The organism is uncultured Marinobacter sp., assembly GCF_947488835.1.
In the GTDB taxonomy this organism is placed as follows: domain Bacteria; phylum Pseudomonadota; class Gammaproteobacteria; order Pseudomonadales; family Oleiphilaceae; genus Marinobacter.
In genome coordinates this window covers 410,511-426,435 of the sequence record NZ_CANLBK010000002.1, presented here as the reverse complement: position 1 = coordinate 426,435, position 15,925 = coordinate 410,511, and the positions used below count along the sequence as shown (strand labels likewise).

The window sequence follows — 15,925 nt, the reverse complement described above, 5'->3', positions numbered from 1 at the left end:
CTCAACTCCTCAGTGTTGCCCCCAACTCTTCCTTCAGTGCGTCGATAACACCGTTAAAGAGCGAATGCACTTCATCTTCATTCAACGTGCGTTCAGGATGTTGCCAGAACAAGCTGAGAGCCAGGCTACGATTACCCTCGCCCAGACTTTCCCCTTCATAAACATCAAACGCACGCAACGCTGTTAATCGCTCGCCAGCATGCTTGCGGGCTACACGCTCTACGTCAGCAAACGAGAAATCACCACCAATAATGATCGCCAAATCCCGTCGAACTTCCGGGAATTTCGAAATTTCTTTGAAATTAGGCACATATCCAGTAATGATCGAATTCAAGGATAGCTCAAACATTAGAATGGTGCCATTAAGTTCAAGATTTTTCTGAACTTGTGGGTGCAGCGTACCCAACCAGCCTACATGCTCGCCATCCCTCAGGAGTTCAGCAGTCTGACCCGGGTGCAAAGCGGGGTGTCGACTGCCAACAAACCCGATTTCAATGCCCAGCAAACTGAAAAGTCCTTCCAACTCTCCTTTTACATCAAAAAAATCGGCAGTTCTGCGACCGTTCACCCAGTTTTCGGGATATTGCGGGCCGACAACCACGCCTGCCAGCATGGGCTGCTGGTCAATGCGCTGGCCATCCTGCAGGAAACGCAACCCTGTCTCAAACAGGCGTATACGGGGTTGTTGACGATTCTGGTTATGGGCGACGGTTTTCAGCAAGCCACTCCAGAGGGTAGTTCGCATAACAGACAGATCTGACGATATAGGATTAGCCAAGGCGATACCTTCATGCTCGGGATCCACCTGCGCCTGCACTTTAGGATCCACAAAGCTGTAGGTAATCGCTTCCTGATACCCGTGAGAAACAAAGTAACTCTGTATGGCCGACACTGGCCGAGTTGCTTCGTCATTTACGCGCAACCCAAGTGAACCTGTAGGCTCGGTTACCGGAAGATTGTTGTAGCCATAGATACGACCGACCTCTTCGATCAAATCTTCTTCAATAGATATATCAGGGCGGAAGCTTGGCACTAGAATCCGCCAACCATCTTTCAAAAGCTTCTCAACACGCAAGCCAAGGCGGGTTAGGATTTCCTCAACCGTTGTGCGGTCGATCTCCAGACCCAGCACATCTGCCAAACGCTTGGAACGCAGATCTATTGAGTGCGCCTTTGGCAGGTCCTTGGCGCTGGACACCTCGACTATTTCCCCAGCCTCACCGCCTACGATTTCCATCAAGAGCTGCGTTGCTCGCTCCATAGCGTCGCGGGCAAGCTCGTAATCAACCCCACGCTCAAACCGATGGGAGGCATCTGTGTGCAGGCCATAGTGGCGAGCCTTGCCGGCAAGTGTAATCGGGTCGAAGTAGGCAGCCTCGAGCACCAAATCACGGGTCTTTGCACTCACACCCGAATGCTCACCACCCATAACGCCTGCGATGGCAATTGGCTTTTCGTGATCGGCAATCACCAGCGTTTGTTCAGTCAGCTCAACTTCCTGTCCGTCCAGCAGCACCAGCTTCTCGGCGGGACGCGCCATACGAACAACAATGCCCTTACTGATCTCGTCGCGATCGAACGCGTGCATGGGCTGACCCTGCTCAAGCATCACGAAGTTGGTCACATCGACAGCCGCATCGATCGAGCGAACGCCAGAGCGGCGGAGTTTCTCTTGCATCCACAAGGGCGTTTCGGCTTGAAGGTTCACGTTTCGAAGAATGCGTCCCAAGTAACGCGGGCAACCTTCCGGTGCATCCACCCGGATATCGGGAACTTCTGAATGCACAGCTTCAACCGGTTCAATCTGCGGCGCTTCTGGAACCAGGCTGTTCAGCACGCCGACTTCGCGAGCAATGCCCTTGATCGAGAGGCAATCGCTACGGTTAGGCGTCAGATCCACATCGATCGCCACGTCATTCAACTTGAGATAATCACTCAAGGATGCGCCGACCGGTGCATCGGAAGGCAGCTCCATCAGGCCTTCATGGCTTTCAGACAATCCCAGTTCAGATTCCGAGCACAGCATACCTTCAGAAGGCTGGCCGCGAAGTTTGGCTTTGCGAATCTTGAAATCACCGGGCAGTACAGCACCAACCACTGCAAAAGGTACTTTCAAGCCCTGGCGCACATTGGGGGCCCCGCACACCACCTGAACAACCTGGGTGCCGTCGTTCACTTGGCACACTCGCAGTTTGTCTGCGTCCGGGTGGGGCTCAACGGATTGAACCTCTCCAACGACGACACCATCAAACTTGCCAGCCACAGGTTCGAAGCCATCAACTTCCAACCCCGCCATGGTTATCTGATCCATCAACTGCTGGGAGTTGATTTCCGGGTTAACCCACTCGCGCAGCCACTGCTCACTGAATTTCATGGTAAATGCCTTGTTCTGATGCGGTTTCGACGTTTGATTTGGATGCCGTAAAACGTGTTATTAACGGAATTGGCGTAAAAAGCGTAAATCGTTCTCGAAGAACATACGCAGATCGTTCACGCCATAGCGGAGCATCGCCAGGCGCTCAACGCCCATGCCAAATGCAAAGCCGCGATATTCCTCGGCATCAATACCGCAGTATCCAAACACTTTCGGGTGAACCATTCCGCACCCCATAATTTCCAACCACTTGATGCTGCCATCAGCTTCCCGGCCCCACTCGATATCCACCTCAGCAGAGGGTTCGGTAAACGGGAAATAAGATGGCCGGAAACGAACCTGAAGATCACGCTCAAAAAACACCCGCAGAAACTCTTCGACTGTGCTTTTCAGATCGGCAAAACTGACGTTTTTCTCAACCAGCAACCCCTCAACCTGATGAAACATAGGGGTATGGGTCATGTCTGAATCGCACCGGTACACACGCCCGGGGCAAATCATGCGAAACGGCGGCTTGCCAGCTTCCATGGTACGGATCTGCACAGGAGAAGTATGGGTGCGCAACAAGGTACCGGGATTGAAATAGAAGGTGTCGTGCATAGCACGGGCCGGGTGATGGCCGGGAATATTGAGCGCTTCGAAGTTGTGGTAATCGTCTTCGATCTCCGGCCCTTGTTCTACGGTATAACCGGCCCGGGAGAAGAACTCTTCTATACGCTGCAGTGTGCGGGTAACCGGGTGCAATCCACCCAGATCCTGACCTCGACCGGGCAAGCTTACATCAATGGATTCGCCAGCAAGCTTTTGCTCTATGGCAACTCGCTCCAGGTCGCTGCGCTTGGCGTTAATCGCCTGCTCAACCTGTCCTTTTGCCTCATTAATTTTCTGGCCGGCGGCGGGGCGCTCTTCGGCAGACAGTTTCCCCAAAGTTTTGGCCTGCTGGGTAATTGCGCCTTTTTTACCAAGGTATTCAACACGAATTTGATCAAGCGCCTGCAAGCTGTCGGCTTTTTCGACTGCCGTTAAACCGTCCTGAACCAGTTGCTCCAGGTTTTCCATTGACCCTGCTCCAAACCAGAAATGAGGAATTCAAAAAACGAACTCTTGAAACAAAAATAGGGGAAGAGCGTGCCCTTCCCCTATTAAACGGTGCCTGTTGCGCAGATAAATCAGCACTTGGCACCGGCTCGATTCGTAATCGATGAAAGAGCTAAGCGATCAAAGGGATGCTTTTGCCGTTTCAACAACAGCAGCAAACGCCTGCTGCTCGTTCATGGCCAGGTCGGCCAGAACCTTACGGTCGATCTCAACATTTGCCTTTTTCAGGCCAGCGATCAAACGGCTGTAAGACAGGCCGTTAGCCCGAGCACCAGCGTTGATACGAGCAATCCACAGTGCGCGGAAAGCGCGCTTACGGTTACGACGGTCGCGATACGCATACTGACCGGCTTTGATAACCGCTTGCTTGGCAACGCGGAATACACGGCTACGAGCGCCGTAGTAACCCTTGGCCTGCTTTAAAATCTTCTTGTGACGACGACGTGCAACCACGCCACGTTTAACACGAGCCATACCTTAATCCTTCTACCTTAAAACCGTTGAGAGTGTTTGCTGCGTTACTTACGGAGCATACGCTTTACGGATGCCACATCAGATTTGGCAACCAATGAAGTACCACGCAGCTGACGCTTACGCTTAGGGCTCTTCTTGGTCAGGATGTGACTGGTGAAGGCTGACTTGTGCTTGAAGCCGGTAGCAGTTTTCTTGAACCGCTTAGCCGCTCCACTTTTCGTTTTCATTTTAGGCATTTTTTAAAACTCCGCATTCTGTTTTTTAATACATCAATATGAACCTGAACGACAAAACCCCTACCGTCAGGCAGGGGATTCATCACTGAATCAGATTCACTTCTTTTTGCGGGGAGCCACAATCATGGTCATCTGCCGGCCTTCCATTTTGGGCCGCATTTCTACCTGTGCCAGCGCTTCGATATCTGCCTCGATGCGCTCCATGAGCTTCATACCAATTTCCTGGTGTGCCATCTCACGGCCACGGAACCGGATAGTGATCTTGCCGCGGTCCCCGCCTTCAAGGAAACGTACCAGGTTGCGTAGTTTTACCTGATAATCCCCTTCTTCAGTTCCTGGTCGGAACTTAAGCTCTTTGACTTGCGTCTGTTTTTGCTTCTTCTTGGCAGCAGCCTTCGCCTTTTTCTCGTCGAAGACCTTTTTGCCATAGTCCATTATTTTACAGACGATCGGATCGGAATCTGTAACCTGTACCAGATCCAGGGTCGCCTCCTCTGCCATCTTGAGGGCCTCTGCGATCGGAACTACACCCACCTGCGTGCCCTCGGCATCTATCAGGCGGACTTCAGTTGCATCAATATTCTCATTGATCGGCGCCTTTGGAGTACGCCCACCCCGATTCGTTCGCTGTTTAATAGTTAAATCTCCGTCTTGATTCTGCCCTTACGCTCAACATCTTCTTTCAGAAGTTGTTCGAACGCTTCGAGCGATAGGGTTCCCAAATCTTCACCTTTGCGGGTTCTCACCGCAACGGCGTTGTTTTCGACTTCTTTATCGCCGACAACAGCAAGAAAGGGAACTTTGTTAATTGTATGCTCGCGGATTTTAAAGCCGATCTTCTCGTTTCTCAAGTCAGCATTAACCCTAAAGCCCAAAGAATCCAACTTTTTCGCCAGATCCTGACAATAATCACGCTGATTATCGGTAATATTCAGAATGGCGACCTGAGTTGGAGCAAGCCATGTAGGGAACGCGCCCTCATACTCTTCAATCAGGATACCAATAAACCGCTCAAAAGAGCCAAGTACAGCTCGGTGCAGCATAACCGGGGTTTTACGCTCGGAGTTATCTGCAACGTACTGGGCACCAAGGCGGCCAGGCATAGAGAAATCTACCTGAATAGTGCCACACTGCCAAACCCGTCCGATACAGTCCTTGAGAGAAAACTCAATCTTCGGGCCATAGAACGCGCCTTCGCCCGGCAACAACTCCCAGTCCACACCTTCGCGATTAAGTGCTTCTTCCAGTGCAGCCTCAGCTTTATCCCAAACTTCATCCGAGCCCACACGTTTTTCAGGGCGGGTAGAAAGCTTGTACAGAATTTCTTCAAACCCGAAGTCTTCATACACTTCATGAAGAAGCTCAATAAACTTGGACACTTCTGGCTGAACCGCATCTTCCTCGCAGAAAATGTGAGCATCATCCTGAGTAAAGCCACGCACCCGCATCAAGCCGTGCAGCGCTCCAGAGGCTTCATTACGGTGGCAAGAGCCAAACTCAGCGAGCCGCAGCGGAAGATCCTTATAGCTCTTCAAACCTTGGTTAAATACCTGAATATGGCAAGGGCAGTTCATTGGCTTGATGGCGAAATCGTGCTTCTCAGATTCCGTGGTAAACATATCATCACGGAACTTGTCCCAATGCCCGGACTTCTCCCACAAGCTACGGGAGACCACCTGCGGCGTTTTGATTTCTTTATAGCCGTGATGGTGCAGCATTGAGCGCATGTACTGCTCGATTTCCTGATACACCGTCCAGCCGTCCGGGTGCCAGAACACCATACCTGGCGACTCTTCCTGCATGTGGAAAAGATCCAGTTTCTTGCCGAGTTTTCGATGGTCACGTTTTTCTGCTTCTTCCAGGCGATGCAGGTAGGCCTTGAGGTCTTTTTTGTTGCCCCAGGCAGTGCCATAAACCCGCTGTAACTGCTCATTATTTGTATCGCCACGCCAGAACGCGCCGGAAACCTTAGTCAATTTAAACGCTTTAAGCTTGCCGGTGCTGGGCACGTGAGGGCCGCGACACAGATCGATAAAATCGCCCTGGCGATAGAAAGACAGATCTTCATCACCCGGAATATCTTCAATAATCCGAACTTTATATTCCTCGCCCATCTCATCAAACAGCTTTACCGCTTCACTGCGGGAAAGCACAGAGCGGGATACGGGCATATCCTGTTTCGCGAGTTCTTCCATGCGCTTCTCGATTCTGGCCAGGTCCTCATTGGTAAAAGGCCGATCGAATTTGAAGTCGTAGTAGAAACCGTTGTCGATAACCGGCCCGATGGTCACCTGAGCCGAAGGAAACAGCTCTTTAACCGCCATAGCAAGCAAGTGAGCGGTAGAGTGACGGATTACATCAACACCCTCTTCATCACGCTCAGTGATAATGGCAAGCTCGGCATCCTGTTCGATCCGATAGCTGGTATCCACAAGCTGGCCATCTACTTTGCCGGCAAGTGCGGCTTTGGCCAGGCCAGCACCAATGTCAGCGGCAACATCGTGTACGGTAACGGGTTCTGCGAAACTACGGTGACTGCCATCCGGCAGGGTTATGACGGGCATGAAAAGCTCCTGTTAAGTACTCAGCGGTGATCTATACCAGAGATCACATGGTGACGGCGTTCCGCGATACAAACCGCGAGCCGTTTCGGGGCGCAGTTTAACAGAAAAAACCCCGACAGGTTAATGTCGGGGTTTACTTGGCGCTGAGCCCGTCGACTTTACCGCAGAACTGCCGGCTTACTGGGACGGCACAAAAGGAGGCCGTTCACCCTCACCGGCCCTGCGTCTAAGTTGCAGAAACGCCAACAAGCCAAGTAAGAGAAGCGCCGGAATAAACATCAACTCTTTGGGCGGGCGCGGGTTAGGCACCTGCACCACATCTATGGTCCAGCCAAAGCTCAGCCCGGCTTTCTCTGCATCACTGCCAAAGTTGACGAACTCGACGTTCATTACGTCACCCGCTGCTGACACCTCCAGCCCAGCTGCCGCCAACCGTTTCTCCGGTGTTTCGGCCGCGGGCAGTGGCAATTGCAGATACTTGGATACGTCATCACCTGAAAGCGACATGCCCGCTGCCTGCAATACAATAGGCTGCCCAGGCGCAACCTCATCAACGTGCTGCATCAACTCTGAACCGGGCCGGTCGTTGGTGGGCGGGTATATCTCATCCCACCAGAAGCCCGGACGGAACAGAGTGAAGGTAATCAGCAGAAGACCAATGGTTTCCCACCAGCGGGTTTTCGTGAACCAGAAACCCTGAGTGGCCGCTGAAAACACCAGCATAGCTGTCACAGCACTAAAAACTGTCACCAACAAATCGAACCAGCCAGTTAGCCCGATCAGCAACAACTGGGTGTTGAAGATGAACATGAACGGCAAAATTGCGGTTCGTATGTCGTAGGTGAAGCCTTGTATACCCGTTCGTATCGGATCCGCCCCCGAAATAGCGGCTGCAGCGTATGCCGCGAGCCCAACAGGTGGCGTATCATCCGCCAATATTCCGAAGTAGAACACGAACAGGTGCACTGCAATCAAAGGCACCAGCAGGCCGTTTTCTGCACCCAAGGTGACAATGACAGGCGCCATCAAGGTAGACACAACAATATAGTTGGCCGTGGTAGGCAACCCCATACCAAGTATCAGACTGATAACAGCCGTAAAACTCAGCATCAGCAGCAGGTTGCCACCGGAGATGAACTCAACGAACTGAGTCATAACCAAGCCAATGCCGGTCAGCGTGACAGTGCCTACAACAATGCCCGCGGTGGCGGTGGCCACACCAATGCCCACCATGTTACGGGCACCAGTAACCAGCGAATGAGCCAGATCTACCCCACCCTGCTTCAGGCCGCCCAGATAATCACCGCTGTTTTTGAAGAACGCTTTTAGCGGTCGCTGAGTCATGATGATAAACACCATGAACACTGTGGCCCAAAACGCCGACAATTGCGGCGAAAAACGCTCTACCGTCAGACACCAAACTAAAACCACTACCGGTAACAGGAAATAAAGACCGGTTTTTACGGTCGCCCCAACGGGAGGCAACTTATCCATGAGCGAGTCCGGATCATCCTCTTCCAAATCCGGAAAACGCGAACCATAACTTACAAGCGCTATGTAGATCGCGATCAGCAACGGGGTAAGCACCCACATGGCTGCGCTGCCGAACACATCTTTCATCCAGCCCACACCGTAATACACCGCCAGAGTCAGCACGCTGAGCCCCAGCAGGATCATTACCCAAACAAGCATCCGCTGGGCCAGGGTTGGCTTATTCAAACGCTCAACACCCTTCATATTCATCTTGCAGGCTTCAAGGTGCACGATATAGATAAGCGCTACGTAAGAAATCATCGCCGGCAGAATGGCGTGTTTGATCACTTCAAGGTAGGAAATACCGACGTACTCAACCATCAGGAACGCTGCTGCGCCCATAATGGGCGGCGTCAGCTGCCCATTGGTTGAGGCCGCTACTTCTACGGCGCCCGCCTTGGTAGCGGGGAAGCCCACTTTTTTCATTAGCGGGATGGTGAAGGTTCCCGTGGTGACCACGTTGGCAATAGAGGAGCCGGAGATAACACCACTCAAACCACTGGCGACCACTGCTGCCTTAGCTGGCCCTCCACGCATGTGACCAAGCATGGCGTAAGCCACCTTGATAAAGTAATTTCCTGCTCCGGCACGCTCAAGCAGCGCCCCAAACAGAACGAACAGGAATACAAAGCTGGTTGATACGCCCAAAGCGACACCGAATACACCTTCGGTGCCCAACCACTGGTGCGATGCGAGCTTGTTCAGGCTCGCCCCTTTGTGGGAGATCACATCCGGCATATAGGGGCCGGCAAGTGAATAGATAATGAAAACACCCGCAACAATCGTAAGGGGAAGGCCCAGTGCACGGCGGGTGGCCTCCAGCAATAGAACCAAGCCGGCCAGTGCGACCACAAGATCCTGGGTATTAGGTGACCCCGGACGACTCGCCAGCTGGTCATAAAACACATAGAGATATGAGGCTGTACCCGCCGCAGCGAGGGCCAATATCCAGTCATACACAGGCACTTTATTGGTGTGTTTGCCCCGAATCATGGGAAACGCTGCAAACGCCAGGAAAGAGGCAAATGCCAAATGAATCGAACGCGACTCTGTTGAGTTAAGCACGCCAAATTCGAAAATATAGGGTAGTGGTGATGCTATCCAAAGCTGGAAAAGAGACCAGAGCAAAGGAACACCAAAAAGAATGATCGCAGCAGATCCGGTTGCAGCCCTTCCACCGGATTCGGTTTGAAGAAACTCCTCTACCTTCTGCTTATCGATGCCATCCCCGGCTCTCGGGTCGCTATTGGTCATAGCAGAATCCTGTCAGAGGGAAACGATAGTGAAATTAAAGCTGCGGGCAGGGATTGCCCGCAGCTAACTCAAGCGCTTGGGATCGAATTAATCGATCAGGCCAGCTTCCTTGTAGTACTTGGCCGCACCGGGGTGCAACGGCGCACTCAAGGCATCAGCGACCATTTCGCTCTTATTCAGGTTCGCGAATGCAGGATGCAAGCGCTTGAAGCTATCAAAGTTCTCGAATACAGCCTTGACCACTTCGTATACAACCTCATCGGGCACATCCGTTGAAGATACAAAGGTTGCTGCCACACCAAAGGTGGTTACGTCGTTATCGGAACCACGGTACATGCCACCGGGGATAACGGCTTTCCGGTAGTACGGGTTGTCATCAATCAGCTTTTTGGCTGAATCGTTGTACACGTTTACCAGAACACTGTCACAGGAAGTGGTCGCTTCCTTGATGGCACCGGATGGGTGACCAACGGTGTAGAAGAACGCATCGATGTTGCCATCACACAGGGCCTGGGACTGCTCCGCCGCTTTGAGCTCGGCTGCTAGTGAGAACTTGTCCATGGTCCAGCCCATTTCGTCCATCAGCACTTCGGCTGTGGCGCGCTGCCCCGAACCCGGGTTGCCCACAGAAACCCGCTTGCCAGCGAGATCTTCAAAGTTCTTGATACCTGAGCCTTTGCTGGCGACTACGGTGAACGGTTCCGGGTGCAGAGAGAACACAGCACGGAGCTTCTTGTTAGGGCCGTCGTCTTTGAACTGGCTGGTTCCGTTAAAGGCGTGGTACTGCCAGTCAGACTGGGCAACTGCAAGATCCAGCTCGCCCTGGCGGATTGCGTTCAGGTTGTATACGGAACCGCCTGTACTCTCCACGGAGCAGCGGATGCCGTGCTCTTTGCGATCCATATTGACCAAGCGGCAAATAGCACCACCCGCCGGATAATAAACACCGGTAACGCCACCAGTTCCGATAGTAACAAAGCGTTGCTCCTGTGCGGAAACCGCTGTGGATGCAGCACCCAAGGTAACAGCCGCAGCAATAGCCAATGCAGAGGCTTTAAGTTTCAGTGTCATATGAATCATTCCTTATTATCATCGTTGTAATCAACTGCCCGCCTGAGCACGGGGGCAAGTGTCACGCTCACCATAGAACATAGACCACTTTGCGTCATAAATAAAGCTTGAGGTAGCTCGCTAACCAGTTGAGTGGGCAACAAAAAAGCCCGCTTTCAGCGGGCTTTTTTGTCCTAGCCAGTCCTATTTGGCAGCACGAGCCTTAGCGATCATCTGATCTGGCCGCAGCAAGAATCGCGCAAGCGCTGGGAGTAGCCAGATCGCACCGATCATATTCCACAAGAACATGAAGAACAGCAAGAAGCCCATATCCGCCTGGAACTTGATCGGCGAGAAGATCCAGGTCACTACGCCAAGCCCTAGCGTGACGCCGGTAAACATAACGGCCTTACCGGTTGAGCGCAGAGTTTCGAAGTAGGCTTCCTGAAGTGGCTTGCCGTCCAACAAATACCTCTCGAGTTTGCTGTAAATATAGATGCCGTAGTCGACACCGATACCCACACCAAGCGCAATAACAGGAAGGGTTGCCACTTTGATACCAATACCCGACACAGCCATGATCGCTTCACAAAGAATCGATGTCAGCCCAAGCGGAACAACAATACACAACACAGCCCGCACAGAGCGGAAGGTCGCAAAGCACAATAAGCTCACTACACTGTACACCAGGATAAGCATCATATCCTTGGCGTTGGCGATAACCTCGTTGGTCGCCGCTTCAACACCCGCATTGCCGGCGGCAAGCAAGAACGTGTGCTCATCATTGCTGTTGTTGTTCGCAAACTCTTCAACCCGCTCAACCACTGTTTCCAGCGTTTCGGCTTTGTGATCTTCAAGGAACACCAGCACGGGCGTCAGGCTGCATGTGGTGTTGATAAGACCGGATGGCGCCTCACGAATGGATGCGTTGATGATGGTCTGGTTACGGGAAATCTCATACCATTTCCAGTTGCCTTCATTCAAAGCCTTGGTAACGATCTTAGACACATCGGCAAGCGACGCTGAGGACTGAACCCCCGGTGTGTTTTGAAGCTCCCACTGCAGTGAGTCCATGGCCCGAAGAACATTGTATTGAGTACACTGCTCTTCTGGAGTTTTCACCATCACAACCAAGACATCGGCACTCGTAGAGTAGTTGTCGATGATATAGGCATTGTCCAGGTTGTAGCGCGAGTCAGCACGGAGCTCGGGAGCTCCCTGGTCAAGATCCCCTACTTTTAGATCCTGTTTGTAGTAGAGGCCGAGACCCAAGCCAACCACAGCAATAAGCAGTGAAATTGGTGCAACCCCAGGGTGCGCGAAGTAGGACATCATACGCCACTTGCGGTCCTGTTTTTCGCCGTGGTTCTGCACGTGGCGCACGCCACCTTTGGAAATACCAAGGTAAGACATGATCAGTACGTGAAGCACCAGGTTGGTGATGATAACAAAGGCTACACCCAGTCCAGCCGCTATGGCCAGATCACGGATAACATCAATCTCGATGAAGAACAGCGTGAGGAAGCCAAACGCATCCGAAACCAGCGCCAACATGCCAGGAATATACAGCGCCCGGAATGCCAGACGAGCGGCGGTTACAGCATCAAAACCTTTAGCTGCCTCCACCGCCATGGCATTGACAATTTGCACGCCGTGACTGATGCCGATGGCAAAGACAAGGAACGGCACAAGTACCGAGTATGGGTCCAGCCCGTATCCCAAAAGCCTTAGGGCACCAAGCTGCAGGAACACCGCAACAATCGACGTAAACACAGGCACCAGCGTGCCAGTGATGCAGCGGGAGTACCAAAACAGCAGCAGGGTTGTCAGCAGAATAGTTATGCCAGCGAACCAGGCAATCGACCCAATACCCTCAATCAGGTCGCCCACTTTCTTGGCAAAGCCGACGATGTGAATGTCTATGTTCGGGTTTTGCTCTTCGTACTTGATCCGTATTTTCTCTTCCAGGTCCCGAGAAAACGCTGCGTAATCCAGTGGCTCTCCGGTTTCCGGATTCTTTTCATACAGAGGTGCGTAAACAATCGTGGACCGGAAGTTATCTGACACCAACCGCCCTACTTCGTTAGAACGAAGTATGTTCTGGCGCAGATTCTCCAGACTTGCCGGCGAACCATCGTAGTCATCCGGAATAACGTTGCCGCCCTGGAAACCTTGCTCCGTTACCTCTACCCAGCGAACGTTTGATGTCCACAGAGTTTTCAGGCCTGAGCGGTCCACACCGTTAAGATAGAAAACCTCATCGGTGATCTGCTTCAGAGTCTCCATGTACTCTGCAGAAAAGATATCACCGGTTTTGGTTTCCACAGCAATGCGTACAAAGTTGCCCAGGTTTTCCAGGTCATTCCGGTGATCCAGCATATTGATGATATACGGGTGCTCAAGCGGGATCATTCGCTCGAAACTCGCATCCGGCTGGATTTTTACTGCGTTATATCCCAAAAACACCGTCAACAGCAGGAAACCGATAAGGATCACGGCCCGATTGTTGAAAATCAGGCGCTCCAGAAACGGTTCCGCCTTAGGCGTTGTCAGGTAGTGTTCACCCCTGTCATGGTTCGGGTTGGACATTCAAAAGCCCCTCTATTATTTTTTCGGTTGTTGCCACATCAGGGCGTTATTGAAGGTTCTTTCCGCGCGCGTCGGTGATTTTCACGCCGCTTTCACCCACGACAAGAAGATTGGTTCCAGATACCGGAACAACGCTCATAATGCCTGCCCGATCATTCCGGAAGTGTTCACGAAATGACTCTGCGCCATTAGTACTCATCAGCACCGCGCCACCATTTCCAACCAGGGTTATCCGGCCGTCATCAGCCACTGAACCATTGTTAAGCGTAGCGCCTGCGCTGTTAGGCACCATCCGCCAAGTCTTTCCCAAATCAGCGGAAAAAAGCATATTGCCACGCAGGCCAAAGGCCAGAAGCTCGTTAACCTGACCTGTTCCTATCACTCCGAACAGCGAGCCCTCATAAGGGCTTTCTCGCCGCTCCCAGGTGTCTCCACCATCCACAGAAACGTGAATTTGCCCAGCCTCTCCTACGATAACAAGGGCTCCGCCAGTAATACGAGCAATGCTGTTGAGGTGGAAGTTCTGGGCGTTCTGAATCTGCGATGCCCAGTCACTCCAGGTACGACCGCCATCTTCCGTGCGCAGGATCATGCCATAGGCGCCTACGACAAAGCCGTGTTGATCATCTTCAAACCAGACACCAAGCAACGGGTTTACCGGGCCGATATCCAGGTCGGACTGCATGTTTTCTATGACAAACACCAGATCATCCATTGCCCACTCGAGATCTGCCTTTTCGGATTCAGGCGCCTCTTCGATGCGCTCTTCCATGGCGGCAACTTGATCTTCCTTACTCTCAATAGCCAGCTTGGAAGCATCGGTTCCGGTTAGCTGAAGACTCCAGTTCTCTCCGGCATCGTCGGTATGCAGCACCACACCGCTATGACCAACGGCCCAGCCATGTGTTTCAGTTCCGAAATCTACGGCGGTCAAGGTAACAGACACAGGCACACTGCCCTGCATCCAGGTTTGCCCGTCATCATCCGAGTATATGATGTGTCCCCGCTCCCCCACTGCAACGATGCGATCGCCCGCTCGTACAGCGTCGTTGAGGAGCTTTGTGGGTGCCAGGTCCGTTTGACGGGCCGGAGTTTCAATGAGATCCGCAACCGCAAATGCGGCTGGCGAGGACCAAACCATGGAAAGCCCGAGGCAGGCCGCCCCCAGCGTTTTGCACATCAACCTTTTAGCCATTCAAATTGCCTATTGTGTTGTTTTAACTTTATGTCTCTGGCCGGTAGCTCCGGCAATTAACGGCAAATATGCCGGCACCTGAGGCTACCGGCATATCATCACGCGACCTTAAGCAGCGAGGCAAGGGTTATAAACTCGCCACTCACAAAGAATATATGCCTTAGCGAACACTCCGTCGGCGCAGAGAGGCCGGAGAATAGTAACGCTTGTTCGGAATGTCGTTAGTAAGAACTCGGGTATTTGGCTCTTCGGTGTCAAGGCCAATCACGTGATAACGACGGGCCTGTAAATCATGATAGACGTCCAGAACGGTCCACACACCCGGAAGTTCATAATAATTTTTCGCAAGACCCATGGTTACGCGCCACAATTCGCCACGGCCGTCGTACTGATCCAACAGAACCGTGTTCCAGCTGTCTTCGTCAACGTAGAAGCGGCGCTTGCCGTAAATATGACGAGCCCCTTTTTTCAGGTTCGCCTCAACCACGTGCACGCGGTGCAACTCCCAGCGTGTCACATCCGGATTTACGTGGGACATACCGAGTATTTCAGAATAACGGAGCCCCTTTTCACCGATGCGGTAGTTGTTATAAGGAATATATATTTCCTTCAAACCTTCGTAAGACCAGTCGTAACGATCCAATGCACCGTTAAAAATATCCGTGTCATCCGCTGTGCGGAGATTGTCTGCCGTTGCAATAGGTGAGTCGTAACCCAGGTTCGGGGCTCTTCTTACACGGCGCTGCCCAGCGTTATAACCCCACCCGTTTCGTGGGCTTACAATCTGGTTGAGGGTTTCATGGATAAGAATGGCGCTACCCGCCAAGCGCGGAGGAGACTGAGTGAACGAAAGGTAGTAGAAAATGATGTTGTCGAGCTCACTCTCGTCTCCCTCAGGGTTATAAAAGTTGAAAAACGCTTCCTGCTGAGTGGTAACAAGCGAATAGTCGCCGTTAGTTTGGACGGCAACTTCACTGGAGCGACGCGTGCCTGAAATTCCGCGCCAACGGGTCAGGTGATTCCAGACAACCTGCCAGGCTTTTTGCTCGTCATTGCCACTCAGTATCGGGAAAGGGTAGCCACCATAGGCGCCTTTTAGGCCTTCACCCTTGCCAACGACTTCTGCTTCAACAGCATTCTCACGGGTATTTTCCGCAACCCAGTCAGGCACTGCGTGAGTGCGACGGGATTTATAAACGGGAATGCGAAAGCTGGTCGGATAGGTTTCAAATAATGCCAGAGCACCGTCTGTCAGGTGTTCCGCATACTGGTCTTTGTTTGACGCATTAATGGTGAACAGTACTTCATCGTTCGGGAATGGATCAATGTGGTGCTGACCCGAGCCTTTGTATCCTGCCGGCGGCTTTGTAATACCTCCGGTCCAGGCCGGGATCGTACCGGATTCGTTGCCGGCCTTGATAGAGCCAAACGGTGTAAGATCTTTGCCAAGGCGGGAAGCTTCACTGGAAGAAACTGCAGCCCAAGAGGGTGATGATGCTAATGAGAGGGCGAGCAAGCCCCCGAGTATCGCACTCTTTTTATGATTCATAGTTTGCCC

11 protein-coding genes are annotated in these 15,925 nt (G+C 52.4%); all 11 read right to left on the bottom strand.

Going from position 1 to position 15,925, the window contains the following annotated elements; all coding sequences use genetic code 11:
- Position 1: 1 nt before the first annotated feature.
- The 11 genes from pheT to Q0824_RS10860 all read right to left on the bottom strand — a co-directional run bounded on the left by pheT (position 2) and on the right by Q0824_RS10860 (position 15,916).
- Complete coding sequence (pheT, locus tag Q0824_RS10910; protein ID WP_298450253.1) at positions 2-2,374, bottom strand: phenylalanine--tRNA ligase subunit beta; 2,373 nt, start codon at positions 2,372-2,374, stop codon at positions 2-4.
- A gap of 60 nt (positions 2,375-2,434) precedes the next feature.
- Positions 2,435-3,433 carry a phenylalanine--tRNA ligase subunit alpha gene (gene pheS / locus Q0824_RS10905; protein WP_298450251.1) on the bottom strand — a complete coding sequence of 333 codons (999 nt, stop codon included), beginning with the start codon at positions 3,431-3,433 and terminating at the stop codon, positions 2,435-2,437.
- 159 nt (positions 3,434-3,592) lie between these two features.
- A complete protein-coding gene (rplT, locus tag Q0824_RS10900; RefSeq protein ID WP_200203762.1) occupies positions 3,593-3,946 on the bottom strand; it encodes a 50S ribosomal protein L20 in 354 nt (117 codons plus the stop codon).
- A 44-nt stretch (positions 3,947-3,990) separates the two neighbouring features.
- On the bottom strand, positions 3,991-4,182 hold the full coding sequence (gene rpmI, locus Q0824_RS10895) for a 50S ribosomal protein L35 (RefSeq protein WP_100639828.1): 192 nt from the start codon (positions 4,180-4,182) through the stop codon (positions 3,991-3,993).
- A 96-nt stretch (positions 4,183-4,278) separates the two neighbouring features.
- Positions 4,279-4,818, bottom strand: a complete 540-nt coding sequence (infC, locus tag Q0824_RS10890) for a translation initiation factor IF-3 (RefSeq protein WP_200204081.1) — start codon at positions 4,816-4,818, stop codon at positions 4,279-4,281.
- Positions 4,819-4,820: 2 nt separating this feature from the next.
- Complete coding sequence (gene thrS, locus Q0824_RS10885) at positions 4,821-6,746, bottom strand: threonine--tRNA ligase (RefSeq protein WP_298450248.1); 1,926 nt, start codon at positions 6,744-6,746, stop codon at positions 4,821-4,823.
- A 177-nt stretch (positions 6,747-6,923) separates the two neighbouring features.
- The gene (locus Q0824_RS10880; protein WP_298450246.1) at positions 6,924-9,533 is read right to left on the bottom strand and encodes a TRAP transporter permease; all 2,610 of its coding nucleotides are present in this window, start codon (positions 9,531-9,533) and stop codon (positions 6,924-6,926) included.
- 87 nt (positions 9,534-9,620) lie between these two features.
- Positions 9,621-10,604, bottom strand: coding sequence for a TAXI family TRAP transporter solute-binding subunit (locus Q0824_RS10875; RefSeq protein ID WP_298450244.1), 984 nt, complete (start codon positions 10,602-10,604; stop codon positions 9,621-9,623).
- A 183-nt stretch (positions 10,605-10,787) separates the two neighbouring features.
- Complete coding sequence (locus Q0824_RS10870) at positions 10,788-13,172, bottom strand: MMPL family transporter (RefSeq protein ID WP_298450242.1); 2,385 nt, start codon at positions 13,170-13,172, stop codon at positions 10,788-10,790.
- A 46-nt stretch (positions 13,173-13,218) separates the two neighbouring features.
- Entirely contained in the window at positions 13,219-14,367 is a 1,149-nt protein-coding gene (locus tag Q0824_RS10865; protein WP_298450240.1) for a YCF48-related protein, read from the bottom strand.
- A 160-nt stretch (positions 14,368-14,527) separates the two neighbouring features.
- On the bottom strand, positions 14,528-15,916 hold the full coding sequence (locus tag Q0824_RS10860) for a DUF1329 domain-containing protein (RefSeq protein ID WP_298450238.1): 1,389 nt from the start codon (positions 15,914-15,916) through the stop codon (positions 14,528-14,530).
- Between the last annotated feature and the right edge of the window lie 9 nt (positions 15,917-15,925).

Excerpts from the sequence above, each read along its gene's own strand:
- thrS (WP_298450248.1), bottom strand. The coding sequence starts at position 6,746 with ATGCCCGTCATAACCCTGCCGGATGGCAGTCACCGTAGTTTCGCAGAA.
- Q0824_RS10860 (WP_298450238.1), bottom strand. The coding sequence starts at position 15,916 with ATGAATCATAAAAAGAGTGCGATACTCGGGGGCTTGCTCGCCCTCTCA.
- rplT (WP_200203762.1), bottom strand. The coding sequence starts at position 3,946 with ATGGCTCGTGTTAAACGTGGCGTGGTTGCACGTCGTCGTCACAAGAAG.
- Q0824_RS10865 (WP_298450240.1), bottom strand. The coding sequence starts at position 14,367 with ATGGCTAAAAGGTTGATGTGCAAAACGCTGGGGGCGGCCTGCCTCGGG.
- pheS (WP_298450251.1), bottom strand. The coding sequence starts at position 3,433 with ATGGAAAACCTGGAGCAACTGGTTCAGGACGGTTTAACGGCAGTCGAA.
- Q0824_RS10870 (WP_298450242.1), bottom strand. The coding sequence starts at position 13,172 with ATGTCCAACCCGAACCATGACAGGGGTGAACACTACCTGACAACGCCT.
- pheT (WP_298450253.1), bottom strand. The coding sequence starts at position 2,374 with ATGAAATTCAGTGAGCAGTGGCTGCGCGAGTGGGTTAACCCGGAAATC.
- Q0824_RS10875 (WP_298450244.1), bottom strand. The coding sequence starts at position 10,604 with ATGACACTGAAACTTAAAGCCTCTGCATTGGCTATTGCTGCGGCTGTT.
- Q0824_RS10880 (WP_298450246.1), bottom strand. The coding sequence starts at position 9,533 with ATGACCAATAGCGACCCGAGAGCCGGGGATGGCATCGATAAGCAGAAG.
- rpmI (WP_100639828.1), bottom strand. The coding sequence starts at position 4,182 with ATGCCTAAAATGAAAACGAAAAGTGGAGCGGCTAAGCGGTTCAAGAAA.